General features: G+C 66.6%; 15 protein-coding genes. 12 read left to right on the top strand and 3 right to left on the bottom strand.

Going from position 1 to position 15,523, the window contains the following annotated elements; genetic code table 11:
* Positions 1 to 9: 9 nt before the first annotated feature.
* Positions 10 to 1,008, top strand: a complete 999-nt coding sequence (locus IB269_RS12375; protein WP_192367276.1) for an esterase/lipase family protein — start codon at positions 10 to 12, stop codon at positions 1,006 to 1,008.
* On the opposite strand, the gene phhA is transcribed toward IB269_RS12375, so the two are convergent.
* Together phhA and IB269_RS12365 are read right to left on the bottom strand one after the other, a co-directional pair.
* On the bottom strand, positions 957 to 1,853 hold the full coding sequence (gene phhA, locus IB269_RS12370; RefSeq protein WP_063327318.1) for a phenylalanine 4-monooxygenase: 897 nt from the start codon (positions 1,851 to 1,853) through the stop codon (positions 957 to 959). The two genes, IB269_RS12375 and phhA, sit on opposite strands and share 52 nt — an antisense overlap.
* A gap of 64 nt (positions 1,854 to 1,917) precedes the next feature.
* Positions 1,918 to 3,000, bottom strand: coding sequence for a Bug family tripartite tricarboxylate transporter substrate binding protein (locus IB269_RS12365; RefSeq protein WP_225614093.1), 1,083 nt, complete (start codon positions 2,998 to 3,000; stop codon positions 1,918 to 1,920).
* A gap of 375 nt (positions 3,001 to 3,375) precedes the next feature.
* Between IB269_RS12365 and IB269_RS12360 the strand changes: the two genes are divergently transcribed.
* From IB269_RS12360 to rfbC, 10 genes are all read left to right on the top strand, one after another.
* Complete coding sequence (locus IB269_RS12360) at positions 3,376 to 3,858, top strand: Lrp/AsnC family transcriptional regulator (protein WP_012203199.1); 483 nt, start codon at positions 3,376 to 3,378, stop codon at positions 3,856 to 3,858.
* 137 nt (positions 3,859 to 3,995) lie between these two features.
* Entirely contained in the window at positions 3,996 to 4,721 is a 726-nt protein-coding gene (locus IB269_RS12355) for a GNAT family N-acetyltransferase (protein ID WP_013804260.1), read from the top strand.
* 105 nt (positions 4,722 to 4,826) lie between these two features.
* Complete coding sequence (locus tag IB269_RS12350) at positions 4,827 to 5,708, top strand: HlyC/CorC family transporter (RefSeq protein WP_013804259.1); 882 nt, start codon at positions 4,827 to 4,829, stop codon at positions 5,706 to 5,708.
* Positions 5,709 to 5,781: 73 nt separating this feature from the next.
* On the top strand, positions 5,782 to 7,434 hold the full coding sequence (lnt, locus tag IB269_RS12345) for an apolipoprotein N-acyltransferase (RefSeq protein WP_192367275.1): 1,653 nt from the start codon (positions 5,782 to 5,784) through the stop codon (positions 7,432 to 7,434).
* A 178-nt stretch (positions 7,435 to 7,612) separates the two neighbouring features.
* On the top strand, positions 7,613 to 8,137 hold the full coding sequence (gene fabA, locus IB269_RS12340) for a bifunctional 3-hydroxydecanoyl-ACP dehydratase/trans-2-decenoyl-ACP isomerase (protein ID WP_012203203.1): 525 nt from the start codon (positions 7,613 to 7,615) through the stop codon (positions 8,135 to 8,137).
* Positions 8,134 to 9,357: a beta-ketoacyl-ACP synthase I gene (gene fabB / locus IB269_RS12335; protein WP_012203204.1), complete on the top strand. Its 1,224-nt coding sequence runs from the start codon at positions 8,134 to 8,136 to the stop codon at positions 9,355 to 9,357. Before fabA ends, fabB begins: the two co-directional genes overlap by 4 nt.
* A gap of 164 nt (positions 9,358 to 9,521) precedes the next feature.
* Positions 9,522 to 10,592, top strand: a complete 1,071-nt coding sequence (rfbB, locus tag IB269_RS12330) for a dTDP-glucose 4,6-dehydratase (protein WP_192367274.1) — start codon at positions 9,522 to 9,524, stop codon at positions 10,590 to 10,592.
* Positions 10,589 to 11,491, top strand: coding sequence for a dTDP-4-dehydrorhamnose reductase (gene rfbD / locus IB269_RS12325; protein ID WP_192367273.1), 903 nt, complete (start codon positions 10,589 to 10,591; stop codon positions 11,489 to 11,491). The genes rfbB and rfbD overlap by 4 nt, the downstream gene beginning before the upstream one ends.
* A gap of 41 nt (positions 11,492 to 11,532) precedes the next feature.
* A complete protein-coding gene (gene rfbA, locus IB269_RS12320) occupies positions 11,533 to 12,423 on the top strand; it encodes a glucose-1-phosphate thymidylyltransferase RfbA (protein WP_088166014.1) in 891 nt (296 codons plus the stop codon).
* A complete protein-coding gene (gene rfbC, locus IB269_RS12315) occupies positions 12,420 to 12,968 on the top strand; it encodes a dTDP-4-dehydrorhamnose 3,5-epimerase (protein ID WP_192367272.1) in 549 nt (182 codons plus the stop codon). The genes rfbA and rfbC overlap by 4 nt, the downstream gene beginning before the upstream one ends.
* Before the next feature lie 6 nt (positions 12,969 to 12,974).
* Here rfbC and IB269_RS12310 read toward each other — a convergent pair whose 3' ends face one another.
* A complete protein-coding gene (locus tag IB269_RS12310; protein WP_192367271.1) occupies positions 12,975 to 13,856 on the bottom strand; it encodes a LysR substrate-binding domain-containing protein in 882 nt (293 codons plus the stop codon).
* Between the two features lie 213 nt (positions 13,857 to 14,069).
* On the opposite strand from IB269_RS12310, the gene IB269_RS12305 reads away from it, so the two are divergent.
* Entirely contained in the window at positions 14,070 to 15,521 is a 1,452-nt protein-coding gene (locus IB269_RS12305; RefSeq protein ID WP_065345363.1) for an NCS1 family nucleobase:cation symporter-1, read from the top strand.
* The last annotated feature ends 2 nt before the right edge of the window (positions 15,522 to 15,523 follow it).

Below are 15,523 nucleotides of genomic sequence, written 5' to 3'. Positions count from 1 at the left end.
CGGGCTGCCGTGAACGCACGCATTCTGCAAATGGTGGCGCTGGGCACGCTGGCGGGCGCCGCGGCCTGGCTGGCATGGTGGTGGCCGCGTTCACCCGGGCTGGCGCTGACGGGGGCGCTGCTGGGCCTGTGCTGGCCGGGCCTGCACCTGGGCCTGCAGATGGTGTTGATGCGCCGCGTGGTGCGCAAGGCGGGCGCGCCCGTGCCGTCATGGCGCACGGTGGCGGCGGCCTGGCTGGCCGAGTGGCGGTTGGCCGTGCAGGTGTTTGGCTGGCGGCTGCCGTTTCGCGCCCTTGCCCAGGCCGATGGCTGGCCTGACGGCGGCACCACCGGCCAAGTGGGTGCGATGGGCCAGGTGGGCGTGGTGCTGGTCCACGGGTTCTTCTGCAACCGCGCGGTCTGGGCGCCCTGGCTGCGGCGGCTCAAGAAAGGCGGCATTGCCTGCGCTGCCATGACGCTGGAGCCGGCGCATGGCGCATCCATCGACGCCATGGTGGCCGACCTTGACGCCTGCGCGCGCCGCATGGCCCAGGCCACGGGGCGCGCTCCGCTGATCGTGGCGCACAGCATGGGTGGACTGGTGGTGCGGGCCTGGCTGGGGCAACTGTCGGCGCAGGAGCGCCCGCAACTGGCGGCCCACGTGGTGACGCTGGCCACGCCGCACCGTGGCACCTGGATGGCGCGCTTCGCCCATGGCCTGCCGGCGCTGCAGATGCGCACGGACAGCGCCTGGTTGCAGCGCCTGGGACCGCCGCCCTCGGACGTGCCCTTCAGCTGCTGGTGGAGCTGCTGCGACAACATCGTCTTTCCATTCCCCGTGGCCACGCTGCCAGGGCAGGATGCGCACCGCCTGGACGATGTGGCCCACGTGCAGCTGGTGTTCGACGAGCGCGTCTGGCGCTTTTGCCTGGCGCTGCGCGAGCGGCTTCAGGCTGCAGATTCCTGCAGCGCCGATTCCTACAGAGCGACCTCGCCCGGCAGCAGCGCATCTGCCGCGACGGTGGGCTGATCGCGCAGCTGGCGGTACAGCGGCTCGAAATCGGCGGCCGTGAGGTCGAACAGCTGCTGCAGGTCGTCGATCACGAAGTAGGTGTGCTGGTAGCTGTCGATCTTGTAGAGCGTGCGCATGGCGCGCTCCAGCGACAGCGGCAGGCGCTGCGGCTCGGGGCTGCGCACCGAGTAGTTGAGTTCGCCCGATGAACTGAGAATGCCCGCGCCATAGGCGCGCAGGCCGCCCTGTTCGCGGATCAGGCCGAATTCGATGGTGTACCAGTACAGGCGCGACAGCATCTCGCAGGCGCCCAGCTCGGCCGCCTTGAGCCCGCCCTGGCCGTAGGCCTGGATGTAGTCGGCGATGACGGGGTTGAACAGCAGCGGCACATGGCCGAAGAGGTCGTGGAAGACATCGGGCTCGACGATGTACTCGAACTCCTCGGGCTTGCGGATCCAGTCCGTAACCGGGAATTTGCGGTTGGCCAGCAGCGAGAAGAAGGGCACCTCGGGAATCAGCCCGGGCACGCCGACGATCTCCCAGCCCGTGGCGCGGCGCAGGCGCTCGTTGACTTCCTCGAAGCGCGGAATGCGGTCCTTGGCGCCCAGCGAGGGCAGGGCGTCGATGAAGTGCTGGCTTGCCAGGCCCGGCAGCAGGGCGGACTGGCGCTCGTACAGGCGCCGGTAGGTGTCGTGGTCGGCCTCGGTGTAGGCGTCGTAGTCCTGCGCGCAGGTGTAGTCGTCGCTGGCGCGGCTGTAGTCGCCGCGCGGGGGGCGATCGGCCTGGCCGTAGACCACGGGTGCCACACCGGGGGCGTGGGCGGGGGCGTGGGACGAGGTGGGGGTCGCTGCGGTGCTCATCATGGTGCTCTCCAAGGATCTTGTCATTGCCGCCCCGGGCCGGGGGCAGGCAAGGCACCTGCGCGGCTCAGAGCTGGCGGATTCGGGCGGCCTGTACCAGCAGGCCGTATTTGCTGTGCTCGGAACGCACAAAGCGCGCGAACTCCTGCAGTTGCAGTTCTTCGGGCAGCGCGCCCATGGCGGACAGGGTGTCCTGCACCGGGCGGCTGCGCATGGCCTGCGAGAACGCGGCGGCATGGCGCTGCGCCTGTTCCGCGGGCCAGCTGGCCGGCGCAAACAGGCCGAACCAGTTGGCCATGTTGAAGCCCTGCACCGTGTCGTTGAGGCTGGGCACCTCGGGCAGCAGGGGCGCGCGCTCCAGCGTGGTCACGGCCAGGGCCTGCAGCCGCCCTGCGCGGATGTGCGGCAGCGAAGACGCCAGGCTGTCGAACAGCAGGTCGGCCGAGCCGTCGAGCAGGGCCGACAGTGCCGGCTGCGTGCCGCCGAAGGGCAGGTGCAGCAGCGGCAGCCGCGTGAGCATCTGGTACATCTCGCCCGACAGGTGGCCGCTGCTGCCCGGCCCGCCCGAGGCATAGCGCAGCGGCTGGCGGTGCTTTGCAAGAAAGCGCTGCAGGTCCAGCGGCGTGCGTATGCGCCACTGGCGTGCCAGATCGCTGCGCATGACCAGCACATTGGGCATGCGCGCCACCAGCACCAGCGGCTGGAAGTCGCGCAGCGGGTCGTAGCCCAGCTGGGGCTGCAGCCAGGGCAGCACGGCATGGGTGGCGGCCGCGCCCATCAGCAGCAAGCGGTCCTGGGCGGTGGCCTGGGCCACCATGTTGGAGCCCTTGGCGCCGCCGTCGCCCGGCACATAGAGGATTTGGATGGCTCCCAGCTTCGCGGTGCTGGCCTCGACCAGCGGCCGTGCCGTGCGGTCCAGCGGGCCGCCGGCCGCATAGGGAACGATCAGGGTCAGGGAGTCGGACTTCGCATCGCGCGTCTGGGCGGCGGAGAGCGGCTGGGCCTGCGCCGCCGCAGGCAGCCAGGGCAGGGCGGCCAGTGCTGCCAGCAGGCTGCGCCGCGCCAACCGGGCCGACGGCTGCGGGCCGGCTGGCGCAGGCGCTCGGGCATGGCGTGACATGGCGCGGTTGGCGTCGTGGCGGGGCGTCATGGCGTGAAGCGAAATGGAGGCGATCCCCGCAGTATAGGCAGCGTGGGCAGGCCGGAAGGCGTGGACGATGCATGTCCCGTTGGCGCTTGACTGTTTGCGCGCAGGCCTGGGCGGCAGCCTGGTTCAGCGGGGCATTCATGGGGATCTCCGGCCAGTTCAGTGCAGGACAGTCGGACGGGCGCCATGGCCGGCGCCTGCGTCTTCTCGATCGGTGCTGTCACTGTAGGCGGGAGGGGCTTCAGCTTTTTGCCGTTTGCCCGTGGAGGGAAAATGCGAAATGCATGAAAATTGCGGAATTCTTTCGTTTATCGCAATTTAACTGGTTAATTCGGGTTAACCCTGAAGAAATCCGTACTTATTTACGAGTCCACCGCCATGAGCGCCACGCACAACATCGACAAACTGGATCGGGCCATTTTGCGCCGCCTGCAGGCCAACGGCCGGGAAACCTATGACGTCATCGGGGAGCAGGTCGGCCTGTCTCCCAGCGCCGTGCTGCGCCGGGTCAAGCGCCTGGAAGACGGCGGTGTGATCGATCGCTACGTGGCCCTGGTCCAGCCCGAGACGGTGGGCCTGGGGCTGACCGCCTATCTCAACGTGCGCCTGGAAAAGTACACCGAGACCAGCAAGCGCAACCCCATGGACGTGTTCCGCGCCAGCGTGCAGACTTGGCCCGAGGTGGTGGAATGCGTGTCACTGACCGGCGAAATGGACTACCTGATGCGCGTGGTCGTGGCCGATATGCAGCACTACACGCGCTTCGTCATGGACACCTTGCTCAAGCACCCCAGCGTGCAGGACTGCAAGACCAGCTTCGTGATGGACCGGGTGAAGGTGACCACGGCGGTGCCTCTGTAGCCACGAAGGCTCGGACAGGGGCCTGGCCGTCGAGAGGTGCAGGGAGGGAAAATTGGTTTGCATGCCAAAACCTTACGGTTTTGTTGCATTGCAATATCTCCGTTGCTCGACATCGGGTTTTTACCTATATTTGAGCCATGAATGCATCCAAAGACTGGTTGAAGGCGTCCTGGCAGGCCGGCCGGGACATGTTGCGTGCGAGCGCAGGCCAGCCGCACCGTCCCGATGGGCGCTCCGCGTCCATGGTGCCCATTCGTTCGCTGGGCCCGTCCCACCGCGAGCGCGTGGTGGCGCATTTGCTCAAGCTCGATGAAGGCGACCGCTACCTGCGCTTCGGCTATGCCGCCAGCGACGAGCAGGTCCGCCGCTATGCCATGCAGCTCGACTTCGAGCGCGATGACATCTTCGGCATCTACAACCGCCGTCTCGAACTGATCGCCATGGCGCACCTGGCCTTTGCCTCGCATCCCGAGCACAAGAGCTGCGCCGAATTCGGCGTCTCCGTGCTCAAGCAGGCACGTGGCCGTGGCTATGGCGGGCGCCTGTTCAACCGCGCCGTGATCCATGCACGCACCAAGGGCGTGTCCATGATGTTCATCCACGCGCTGTCGGAGAACACGGCCATGCTCAGGATTGCGCGCAAGGCCGGCGCCACCATCAAGCGCGATGGCTCCGAATCCGAGGCCTACTTGCAACTGCCGCCCGCCGGCATCGACACGCACATGGCGTCTCTGATGACCGAGCACATCGGCGAGGTGGACTACCAGTTCAAGAAGCAGGCCAAGCAGTTTTGGGATTTCCTGGCCGACGTGCAGGAAATCCGCCGTGGCGTGCAGGATGGCCGCCACCAGGCCGGCGAATAAGCGCAAAACGCCGCAAGGGAATTGGCGCAGCGCATGCAGGGGTGACGGAGCAATCCGCTATCCTTGCAGCTTGTTTCACTACCGCACGTCCTGCACTCCAAGACAGTGTCCGACCCCCATCCTGCGCGCTCTTCCGAGAAGGAAAGCAAGCGAAGCTTCCTGCAAAAGGTGGCCGAGTTCATTCACCCGGCCCCCGACTCTCCCGACGAGCTGATCGAGACCCTGGCCGACGCCGAGGACAATCAGGTCATCGGCCCCGAGTCGCGCGTCATGCTCGAACGCGTGATCCGCATGGCCGACATGACGGCCGGCGACGTCATGGTCGCAGCCCCTCGCATGGACCTGGTCAACATCGACGCGCCGTTCGATGAATTGCTGCACCAGGTCATCACCACGGCCCATTCGCGCTTCCCGGTCTACCAGGGCGAGCGCGAGAACATCATCGGCATCCTGCTGGCCAAGGACCTGCTCAAGCTGCAGCGTTCGCCGGACCTGAACATCCGCGCCCTGCTGCGCCCCGCCGCCTTCGTGCCGGAGAGCAAGGGCCTGAACGATCTGCTGCGCGAATTCCGGGGCAACCGCAACCACCTCGCCGTGGTCATCGACGAGTTCGGCCGCGTGGCGGGCCTTGTGACCATCGAGGACGTGCTGGAGGAAATCGTCGGCGAGATCGAGGACGAGTTCGACATCCCCGAGGACGAGGGCGACATCTTCGCCCTGGCCGACAACAGCTACCGCGTGGCGGGCGACACCACCATCGAGCATGTCAACGAGACCTTCGAGGTCGCCCTGCATGCCCGCGATCCCGACGATGAGTTCGACACCATCGGCGGCCTGATCGCCCACGAAATGGGCCATGTGCCCAAGCGCGGCGAGCAGATCCATCTGGCGGGTCTGGAATTCACCGTGCTGCACACCAAGGGCGGCGCCGTGCGCTGGTTCAAGGTGGTGCGCGATCCCGCCGCCGACAGCCTGCTGCGCAGCTGAGGCTGCGCCTGAACCTGCCCTTGGCTGGACCTCTCTCACCCGAGACCTACCTCTTTTTGCGCACAACCGGCCGATGCCCCTGTCCAGTTCTTCCGCTTTCTCGCAAGACGGCCGGCGCATGGGCCGGTTCGCCCAGGGCATGCTGCTGCTTGTCGCGGGTGCGGCACAGGCCCTGTCACTGGCCTGGCCCTGGGCGCGCGGGCAAGGTGACGGGCCGCTGAGCCTCATCGGCGGCTATGGCCGCCCGCTGTGGTGGCTGCAGATTCTGTCGCTGGCCGTGCTGGCGCGCGCCCTGCAGACGGCGCAGCGTCCGGCCCAGGCGGCAGGGCGTGCCATGCTGTTCGCCACGGCCTGGCTGGTGGCCACCTTCTGGTGGCTGTTCATCTCCATGCATGTCTATGGCGGCCTGCCTGCGCCGCTGGCCGTTGCCGCCGTGCTGGCGCTTGCGGCGTTTCTGAGCAGCTACTACGCGGTGGCAGCCTGGGGCTGGCAAAGGCTGCGCCCTGCTGGTGCGGCGGGTGGCGCGCTGCTGTTTTCCGCCGTCTGGTTGCTGGCCGAACTGGCGCGTGGCTGGCTGTGGACCGGCTTTCCCTGGGGCGCGGGCGGTTATGCCCATGTGGAAGGTCCCTTGTCCGTGCTGCCGCGCTGGATTGGCGTCTATGGCACGGGGGCCGTGGCGGCCTGGCTGGCATATGGGCTGTCGTATGGGTTGGCTGCCTTGCTGGACAGACAGGGTCTCCGGCCCGTCCGCCTGGTGGCCACTGCAGTGGCGCTGGTCCTGGCCTGGGGCGGGCTGTGGTGGCTTCGCGATGCCGCCATCAATGCACCGTCGGCCGAACGGCCGGCGCTGAGCGTGGCCTTGCTGCAGGGCAATATCCCGCAGGATGAGAAATTCGAGGCCGGCAGCGGCATTCCTCTGGCGCTGGGCTGGTACGGGCGCGAGCTGCGCGCGGCCACCGCGCAACTGGTGGTGGCGCCTGAGACGGCCGTACCCCTGCTGCCCCAGCAACTGCCCGAGGAATACCTGGACCTGCTGCGCGAACCGTATCTGAAGAAGGACGGCCGGCAGGCAGCGCTGCTGGGAATTCCCCTGGGGTCGGAAGAGGCCGGTTACACGAACTCGGTCGTGGGCTGGCAGCCCGGCCAGATCCAGGACTACCAATACGACAAGCACCATCTGGTGCCCTTCGGGGAGTTCATCCCGCCGCTGTTCCGCTGGTTCACGCAGATGATGAACATACCGCTGGGCGACTTCAACCGCGGCGCGCTGGGCCAGCCCTCCATGGCCTGGGCCGGCGAGCGTCTGTCGCCCAACATCTGTTACGAGGATTTGTTTGGCGAGGAGCTGGGTGCGCATTTTGGCAACGCGGCGACGGCGCCGACGGTGCTGGTGAATTTCAGCAACATCGGATGGTTTGGCGACAGCGTGGCCATCGACCAGCATCTGGCCATCAGCCGCATGCGCGCGCTGGAATTCGAGCGCCCCATGCTGCGCGCCACCAACACCGGCGCCACAGTTGCCATCGACCACCGGGGTGTGGTCACGCAGGCGCTGGTGCCTTACGAGCGCGCCGTGCTGCAGGCCAGCGTGCAGGGGCGCGAGGCCTTGACGCCATTCGCGCGCTGGGTGCACGCGGCAGGTCTGGTGCCGCTGTGTCTGGCTGCTTTGGCGGTGCTGGCGGTGGCGTGGATCAGGCGCCGCAAGCGGCCGGTCCAGGGGCTGTAGCCAAGGCCCGCGACCTGGGTCGGCGTGGCTTTTGTGGCAGAGTTTTGATGCGGCCTCGGGGTTTTGTTGCAGTCTGGCAACGTTCAACCCCGATAATGCGCGGCTGCATGGTCCGCTGCGGGCCGCACCCATTCAGAGATAGAGGTGGCGTCAGTGCCGCCGTGGAGCAAGTTAGACAATGGCCGATTCTTTTTCGTATGAGCAACTGATCGCTTCGGGCGAAGGCAAGCTGTTTTCCGCAGACAGCGGACGTCTTCCCCTGCCTCCCATGTTGATGTTCGACCGCATCACGCACATCGACACCGATGGTGGCGCCCACGGCCTGGGCAAGATCGTCGCCGAACTCGACATCAAGCCTGATCTCTGGTTCTTCGACTGCCATTTCCGGGGCGATCCCGTCATGCCCGGCTGCCTGGGCCTGGACGCCATGTGGCAGTTGATCGGCTTTTACCTGACCTGGCTGCGCCTTCCCGGCCGCGGCCGCGCCCTGGGCGCCGGCGAGGTCAAGTTCACGGGCGAAGTGGGTCCTGACGTCAAGCTGGTGACCTACGAAATCAACATCAAGCGCGTGATCAAGCGCAAGCTCAACATGGCCATCGGCGATGCACGCCTGCTGGCCGATGGCAAGGAAATCTACGTGGCCAATGACCTGCGCGTGGGTCTGTTCCTGCGCGAGGGTGAAGGCCAGGGAACGGCAGCATGACCAAACGTCGCGTAGTCATCACCGGCGCGGGCATTGTCTCGTGCATCGGCAACGACCTCGATACCGTGGAGACCTCGCTGCGCGAGGGCCGCACGGGCATCAAGGCCATGCCGAAGTTCACCGAACTGGGCATGCGCAGCCAGGTGGCCGGTGTGCCGGAGATCGACGTCGAGGCACGGATCGATCGCAAGCAGCTGCGCTTCATGGGCGATGCGGCAGCCTATGCGCAGATCGCGCTGGAAGATGCCATCGCCCAGGCCGGCCTGGCTCCCGAGCAGGTCAGCCATCCGCGCACGGGCCTGATCATGGGCTCGGGCGGCGGCTCGCCGGCCAACCAGATCGAGGCGGCTGACACATTGCGCGAGAAGGGCATTCGCCGCGTCGGTCCCTACCAGGTCACGCGCTGCATGAGCTCCACGGTGTCGGCCTGCCTGGCGACCAATTTCAAGGTCAAGGGCATCAACTACTCCATCACCTCGGCCTGCTCCACCTCGGCGCACTGCATCGGTGCTGCGGCACAGCAGATTGCCTGGGGCATGCAGGACGTGATGTTTGCCGGTGGCGGCGAAGAGCTGTCCTGGGGCATGGCCCTGCTGTTCGACGGCATGGGTGCCATGTCCAGCAAGCACAACGACCAGCCCGAAAAGGCTTCGCGCGCCTATGACGCCAACCGCGACGGTTTCGTGATCGCAGGCGGCGGCGGTGCCGTGGTGCTGGAAAGCCTGGAGCACGCCCAGGCCCGGGGTGCGAACATCCTGGCCGAAGTCGTGGGCTTTGGCGCCACCAGCGATGGCGAGGACATGGTCGCGCCCTCGGGCGACGGAGCCATCGCCTGCATGCAGCAGGCCCTTGAAGGCATCGAAGGCGGTGTGGACTACATCAACACCCACGGCACCTCCACGCCTGTGGGCGACATGCAGGAAGTGCGCGCCATGCGCGCGCTGTTCGGCGACCAGGTGCCGCCGTTCTCCTCCACCAAGTCGCTGACCGGCCACTCGCTGGGTGCGACCGGCGTGCAGGAAGCCATCTACTGCATGATCATGATGAACAAGGGTTTCATCGCAGGCTCGGTCAACGTGGACACGCCCGATCCGGCATTGGGCGACATGCCCCTGGTCACCCGCACGCGCGATGCCCAGTTGAACACCGTGCTGTCCAACAGCTTCGGCTTCGGTGGCACGAACGCCTCGCTGGTGCTGCGCCGCTGGCAGGGCCAGTGAACACGCCCTGGTGTGTAAAAGGCGTGTCCTGAAGGAAAAAGCCCGCCTCCTGCGGGCTTTTTTACTGGTGAGCGCCGACAATGCCCAGGTCGCGCGGGAGGCAGCACCCCATGCTGCTGCCGGATCCCCGCCCCAAGAACAATGAAATTTTGCAAGGTTGAACCATGATTCTTGTCACAGGCGGCGCTGGCTTCATCGGCGCCAATTTCGTGCTGGACTGGCTGGCTACCGGCGATGAGCCGGTGCTCAACGTGGACAAGCTCACCTACGCCGGCAACCTCAAAAGCCTGGAGAGCCTGCAAGGCGATGCGCGCCATGTCTTCGTGCAGGCCGACATCGGCGACGGCCAGACCCTGGCCCGACTGCTGGCCGAGCACAGGCCGCGCGCCGTGGTCAACTTCGCGGCCGAGAGCCATGTGGACCGCTCCATCCATGGTCCCGAGGACTTCATCCAGACCAACGTGGTCGGCACCTTCCGCCTGCTCGAAGCCGTGCGTGGCTACTGGAGCGCGCTGGATGCCGAGGCCAAGGCGGCCTTCCGCTTCCTGCATGTCTCCACTGACGAGGTCTACGGCAGCCTGGCGCCTGCGGCACCGGCCTTCACCGAAGACCACCTCTACGAGCCCAACAGCCCGTACTCGGCCAGCAAGGCCGCCAGCGACCACCTGGTGCGCGCCTGGCACCACACCTACGGCCTGCCCGTGCTGACGACCAACTGCAGCAACAACTACGGCCCGCTGCACTTTCCCGAGAAGCTGATCCCGCTGATGATCGTCAACGCCCTGGCCGGCAAGCCGCTGCCCATCTATGGCGACGGCATGCAGGTACGCGACTGGCTCTATGTGCGCGACCACTGCAGCGCCATCCGCCGCGTGCTGGAGGCCGGCAGGCTGGGCGACACCTACAACGTGGGCGGCTGGAACGAGAAGCCCAACGTCGAGATCGTGAACACGGTCTGCGCGCTGCTCGACGAGCTGCGCCCCAAGGCCGATGGCACCAGCTACAGCGCACAGATCACCTATGTGAAGGACCGCCCCGGCCATGACCGGCGCTATGCCATCGACGCGCGCAAGCTCGAGCGCGAACTGGGCTGGAAGCCCGCCGAGACCTTCGAGACCGGCATCCGCAAGACCGTGCAGTGGTATCTGAACAACCCCGAATGGGTGGCTGATGTGCAGTCTGGCGCCTACCGCGAATGGGTCAGCCGCCAGTACACGGAGGGAGCCGGCGCATGAAGCTGCTGCTGCTGGGCCGCAATGGCCAGGTGGGCTGGGAGCTGCAGCGCAGCCTGGCGCCACTGGGCGAACTGATTGCGCTGGACCGCCAGGGCGACGCCGGTGGCCAGGGCCTGTGCGGCGATCTCTCGCGCCTCGATGAGCTTGCACGCACCGTGCGCGCTCTGCGTCCCGATGTCATCGTCAATGCCGCCGCCCACACGGCCGTGGACAAGGCCGAAAGCGAGCCTGACCAGGCGCGGCTGCTCAACGCGCTGGCACCCCAGGTGCTGGCCCGCGAGGCGGCGCAGACCGGTGCGCTGCTGGTGCACTACAGCACGGACTACGTCTTCGACGGCAGCGGCAGCGCCGCGCGCACGGAGACCGAGGCCACGGCGCCGCTGTCCGTCTATGGCAGCAGCAAGCTCGAAGGCGAGCAGCTGATCCAGGCTTCGGGCTGCCGCCACCTGATCTTTCGCACCAGCTGGGTCTATGCGGCGCGCGGCGGCAACTTCGCCAAGACCATGCTGCGCCTGGCCCAGGAGCGTGAGGCACTGAGCGTGATCGACGACCAATGGGGCGCACCGACGGGCGCGGACCTCATCGCCGACGTCACGGCCCATGCCATTCGCCAGCTGCAGCGCCAACCCGGCGACCAGGGCCTGTACCACCTGGTGGCCGGTGGAGAGACCACCTGGCACGCCTACGCCAGCCATGTGATCGCCAAGGCGCGCGAACTCGCGCCCGAACGCCCCTGGAAGGTGCAGCGCATAGCTGCCGTGCCCACCAGCGCCTTTCCCACCCCGGCGCAGCGTCCGCACAATTCCCGGCTGAACACCGAGCGGCTGCAGCAGACCTTCGGCCTGCGCCTGCCCCACTGGCAGGCCGGCGTGGACCGCATGCTGCAGGAAATCATCTGAGCGCGGTCTCGCGACTCAGCACGAACGACAGGACCCACCCCATGAACGCGCAACGCAAAGGCATCATCCTCGCTGGCGGCTCCGGCACCCGCCTGCACCCGGCCACGCTGGCCATCAGCAAGCAACTGCTGCCGGTCTACGACAAGCCGATGATCTACTACCCGCTGAGCGCCCTCATGCTCGCGGGCATCCGCGAAATCCTCGTGATCAGCACCCCGCAGGACACGCCGCGCTTCGAGCAATTGCTGGGCGACGGCTCGCAGTGGGGCCTGAAGCTGGAGTACGCCGTCCAGCCCAGCCCGGATGGCCTGGCCCAGGCCTTTTTGATCGCCGAAGACTTCCTGGCCGGCGCCCCCAGCGCCCTGGTGCTGGGCGACAACATCTACTACGGACACGATTTCCCCCGCCTGCTCGAACGCGCTGACGCGCGCAGCGAAGGCGCCACGGTGTTTGCCTACCATGTGCAGGACCCGGAACGCTATGGCGTGGCCGAGTTCGATGCCCAGGGCCGGGTTCTTTCCCTGGAGGAAAAGCCCAAGCAGCCCAGGAGCAACTACGCGGTCACGGGCCTGTATTTCTACGACAACCAGGTCGTTGAGCTGGCCAAGTCCATCAAGCCCTCGGCGCGCGGCGAGCTGGAAATCACCGACCTCAACCGCCTGTACCTGGACAAGGGCCAGCTCAATGTGGAACTCATGGGCCGTGGCTATGCCTGGCTGGACACGGGCACGCATGACAGCCTGCTGGAGGCTGGCCAGTTCATTGCCACCCTGCAGCAGCGCCAGGGCCTGAAGGTCTCCTGTCCGGAGGAGATCGCCTTCCGCCAGGGCTGGATAGATCGCGCCCAGCTCGAGACGCTGGGCCAGGCCTTGGCCAAGAATGGCTACGGCCAGTACCTGCTGCAGATCCTCAAGGAAAAGGTGCACGCATGAAGGCAACACCCCTGGCCATTCCCGAGGTGATGCTGATCGAGCCCAAGGTGTTTGGTGACGATCGCGGCTTTTTCCTCGAAAGCTTCAACCAGCAGGCCTTCAACCAGGCCACGGGCACGGACCACCAGTTCGTGCAGGACAACCACAGCCGCAGCAAGAAAGGCGTGCTGCGCGGCCTGCACTACCAGCTGCCGCCCCATGCCCAGGGCAAGTTGGTGCGCGTGGTGCGCGGCGCCGTGTTCGACGTGGCCGTGGACATCCGCAAGGGCTCGCCGACCTTCGGCCAATGGGTGGGCGCCGAGCTGACGGAAGACAACCACCGCCAGCTGTGGGTGCCCCCAGGCTTTGCCCACGGTTTCGTGGTGCTCAGCGACAGCGCCGACTTTCTCTACAAGGCCACGGCCTTCTACGCGCCCCAGGCCGATCGCGGCATTGCCTGGGATGACCCGGCCATCGGCGTGCAATGGCCGCAGTTCGATGTGGAGATGTCGCTGTCGGACAAGGACCTCAGGCAGCCGCTGCTGGCGGATGCCGAGCTGGCCTGAGCCGGTTCACATCTGGTCCGGCAGCACCCCGCCCGGCACGGCCTCTTGCAGAAAGCCGGCAATCAGTCGGGCCTGGCGGCGTTCGCGCAGGCAGTACAGGTATTCGGGCAGGCGCGGCACGGGGCCTGCGAAGGGCAGGACGACGATGTCGGGGTGGGCCGAGGCTTCATGCCGGGCGAAGACGCTGATGCCCATGTCGCGGATCACGGCCTCGCGGATGGCTTCGCGGCTGGCGATTTCCATGACGTGGCGCGGTGCCAGGCCGGCGGCGGCCAGCATCTGTTCGGTGAGCTGGCGCGTCATGGAGCCGCGCTCGCGCAGGATCAGCGTGTCGTGCACCAGATCGGACGCCTGCACCATGGTGCGCTGCGCCAGCCGGTGGCTGCGGTGCACCAGCAGGGCCAGCGGGTCCTGGCCCAGCTCCACGCGCAGCAGGCGCGGATCGCTCTCCAGGTGTGACGAGGTCGCCAGGTCCACCTGGTAGTCCACCAGCGCCTGCACCATCTGGCGCGAGTTGCCGCCCACGATGGCCACTTCCACCCGCTCGAAGCGCCGCTGGTAGCGCTTGACGATGTCCAGCACGTAGTAGGGCGCCGTCGCGCCTATGCGCAGCTGGCCCTGGCTGGCATCGCCCGAATGGCGCAGCGCCGACTCCAGCTGGATGGTCTGCAGCAGCAATTGCTCGACCTGGGGCAGCAGGCGCAAGCCGGCATCGGTGATGGACAGCCGTCCGCCCTGGCGATGGAACAGTTCCACGCCGTAGTGTTCTTCCAGCGCGCGGATCTGGGTGGTCACGGTGGGCTGGCTCAGTGCGAGCTGGCGCGCGGCTTGCGTGATGCTGCCAAGGCGGGCGACCCAGAAAAAGGACTTGAGCTGCGTGACGAACATGGCGGGGCTGGAGGGAGGGTAGGTCCGGCTCCATATTTCACCATGTCGCCGCAGCCCGAAGGCCTGCGGTGGCCGGGTATGTCCCGGGAAAAAACTCCTGCGCCCAAAGGCACACTTCTTGCATACCAGTTTGCGTGCCAGTTTGTGTGCCAGCTGATCATGGTTTTCGGCTGGTCTTGTGTCAGTGATTACTCGTGGTCAAGGAGCGCATCAATGGACATCCGCAACCCCTCGCCAGGTCTCTACAACGAAGATCTGGCGCCCACCAGGGACCGCCGCTGGGGCGCCTTCAGCATCTTCAACGTCTGGACTTCGGACGTGCATAGCCTCTGGGGCTACTACCTGGCGGCCAGCCTGTTTCTGCTGTGCGGCAGCTTCGTCAATTTTCTGATCGCCATCGGCATCAGCTCCCTGGTCATCTTTTTTCTGATGAACCTGGTGGGCTATGCGGGTGAGAAGACCGGCGTGCCCTACCCGGTGCTGGCGCGTGCCTCGTTCGGGGTCTGGGGGGCGAATCTGGCGGCGCTGGTGCGCGCCGTCGTGGCCTGCTTCTGGTATGGCGCGCAGACGGCGGCCGCCTCGGGCGCCATGGTGGCGCTGCTGGTGCGCAATGACGCCCTGTTGTCCTTCCACCAGACCACGCACTGGCTGGGCCATTCGGGACTGGAGGTGATCTGCTACGTGGTCATCTGGGCCTTGCAGCTGCTGATCATCCAAAGGGGCATGGAGACCGTGCGGCGATTCCAGGACTGGGCCGGGCCTGCCGTGTGGATCGCCATGCTGGTGCTGGCCATCGGCCTGTGCGTGAAGGCCGGCGGCTTCAGCTTCGACCACGGCATTCCCATGGATGTGCTGCTGGACAAGACCAAGGATGCGGGGGTGAGCGGCGCGCCGGGCAGCTTCTGGGCGCTGATGGCCGTGGGCGCGACCTGGATCACCTACTTTGCGGCGCTGTACCTGAACTTCTGCGACTTCTCGCGCTATGCGAAGAACAAGGAAGCGGTCGCCAAGGGCAACCTCTGGGGCCTGCCCGTGAATCTGATCGCTTTCTCGCTGGTGGCCGGCATCACCACGATTGCGGCCTTCAAGGTCTATGGCGAGGTGCTGCTGCACCCCGAGCAGATCTCGGCCAAGTTCGACAGCTGGGTGCTGGCCCTGCTGGCCGCCGTCACCTTTGCCGTGGCCACGCTGGGCATCAACGTGGTGGCCAACTTCGTCTCGGCGGCCTTCGATATTTCCAACGTGTTTCCCAAGCGCATCGACTTCAAGCGCGGCGGATACATCGCCGCACTGATCGCCCTGGCTCTCTACCCCTTTGCACCATGGGAGGGCGGCGCTGCCCACTTCGTGAACGCCATCGGCGCCACTATGGGGCCGCTGCTGGGCATCATTCTGGTGGACTACTACCTGGTGGCCAAGGGCAACATCAACGTGGCCGCGCTGTATGACGAACATGGCGAGTACCGCTACGAGGGCGGCTGGAACGTCAACGCGCTCATCGCCACGGGCATCGGCAGCGTGTTCTCCACCATCCTGCCCAACTTCACCAGCCTGCTGCCGGTCTGGTGGGGCACCTACGGCTGGTTCTTCGGCGTGCTGATTGGCGGCAGCGTGTACTGGGTGATGGCCACGCTGCGCCCGCGCCGTATTCCGGCCGCGGCCTGAGG

The organism is Delftia sp. DLF01, assembly GCF_014852125.1.
GTDB classification, from domain to species: Bacteria; Pseudomonadota; Gammaproteobacteria; order Burkholderiales; family Burkholderiaceae_C; genus Comamonas; species Comamonas acidovorans.
This window is presented reverse-complemented; position numbering and strand designations above follow the sequence as displayed.

What these genes read in the sequence shown, in the direction of transcription:
- phhA (WP_063327318.1), bottom strand. Translation starts at nt 1,853, where the DNA reads ATGATGAGCACCGCAGCGACCCCCACCTCGTCCCACGCCCCCGCCCAC.
- IB269_RS12365 (WP_225614093.1), bottom strand. Translation starts at nt 3,000, where the DNA reads ATGACGCCCCGCCACGACGCCAACCGCGCCATGTCACGCCATGCCCGA.
- IB269_RS12360 (WP_012203199.1), top strand. Translation starts at nt 3,376, where the DNA reads ATGAGCGCCACGCACAACATCGACAAACTGGATCGGGCCATTTTGCGC.
- IB269_RS12355 (WP_013804260.1), top strand. Translation starts at nt 3,996, where the DNA reads ATGAATGCATCCAAAGACTGGTTGAAGGCGTCCTGGCAGGCCGGCCGG.
- lnt (WP_192367275.1), top strand. Translation starts at nt 5,782, where the DNA reads ATGCCCCTGTCCAGTTCTTCCGCTTTCTCGCAAGACGGCCGGCGCATG.
- fabA (WP_012203203.1), top strand. Translation starts at nt 7,613, where the DNA reads ATGGCCGATTCTTTTTCGTATGAGCAACTGATCGCTTCGGGCGAAGGC.
- fabB (WP_012203204.1), top strand. Translation starts at nt 8,134, where the DNA reads ATGACCAAACGTCGCGTAGTCATCACCGGCGCGGGCATTGTCTCGTGC.
- rfbB (WP_192367274.1), top strand. Translation starts at nt 9,522, where the DNA reads ATGATTCTTGTCACAGGCGGCGCTGGCTTCATCGGCGCCAATTTCGTG.
- rfbD (WP_192367273.1), top strand. Translation starts at nt 10,589, where the DNA reads ATGAAGCTGCTGCTGCTGGGCCGCAATGGCCAGGTGGGCTGGGAGCTG.
- rfbA (WP_088166014.1), top strand. Translation starts at nt 11,533, where the DNA reads ATGAACGCGCAACGCAAAGGCATCATCCTCGCTGGCGGCTCCGGCACC.
- rfbC (WP_192367272.1), top strand. Translation starts at nt 12,420, where the DNA reads ATGAAGGCAACACCCCTGGCCATTCCCGAGGTGATGCTGATCGAGCCC.
- IB269_RS12310 (WP_192367271.1), bottom strand. Translation starts at nt 13,856, where the DNA reads ATGTTCGTCACGCAGCTCAAGTCCTTTTTCTGGGTCGCCCGCCTTGGC.
- IB269_RS12305 (WP_065345363.1), top strand. Translation starts at nt 14,070, where the DNA reads ATGGACATCCGCAACCCCTCGCCAGGTCTCTACAACGAAGATCTGGCG.